Origin of the sequence: Mesorhizobium sp. M7A.F.Ca.CA.004.06.1.1 (genome assembly GCF_003999135.1) — a bacterium.
In the GTDB taxonomy this organism is placed as follows: domain Bacteria; phylum Pseudomonadota; class Alphaproteobacteria; order Rhizobiales; family Rhizobiaceae; genus Mesorhizobium.
Genome location: NZ_RZPQ01001202.1, coordinates 495 through 1,060, shown reverse-complemented (window position 1 = coordinate 1,060; position 566 = coordinate 495). Strand labels below are relative to the sequence as shown.

Annotated in this window: 1 protein-coding gene; it reads left to right on the top strand. The window is 68.0% G+C overall.

Annotated features, from left to right (window positions below; genetic code table 11):
• A partial coding sequence (locus EN906_RS37635) for a hypothetical protein (protein WP_206529276.1) occupies positions 1-566 on the top strand: 566 nt, incomplete at both ends.

Here is a 566-nt window from a genome sequence, read left to right as displayed (position 1 = left end):
TGCGGGCACGCGGCAGCGTGCTTGTCCAGGCACTCGACGAGACCGAGATGGACCTGATTGTTGGCGGCGTGGCGATTGGCGGCAGTGCCGGCGTCGGCGTCGCGGCCGGCGTTGCGGTTGTCGACAAGGTGACGGATGCCTTCATCGGCGCAGGCGCACGCGTCACCGGCGAGGGCCACGGCACGGTCGCGGCGAGAACCGGCCGCTACCAAATCGAGTATGCGGGCAGCCAGGCGATGTCGAGCTTCGACCCGCAGGGCGGCAACAAGCCGACCGCGAGCAGCCTGGAGGCTGGTACGCCGTCGGGCCTCACCCAGTTCAAGAACCTCGACCAGGAGGGTGGCGACGACGTCCAGCAGGATCCGGGCTTGACCCAGAACCGGGTTGCGACCGCGTCGGTCGATACCGGCTTCCGTGGCGTGGCCGTCTCCGCCTCGGCGAAGGATGATGTCGAGACTTTTGCGATTTCCGTCGGCGGCGGCGGTTCGGTCGGCGTGGCTGTCGGTGCGGCGGTCAACGTCGTCGATACCAAGACGAAGGCGTTCATCGGAGCCGATGCGCAGATC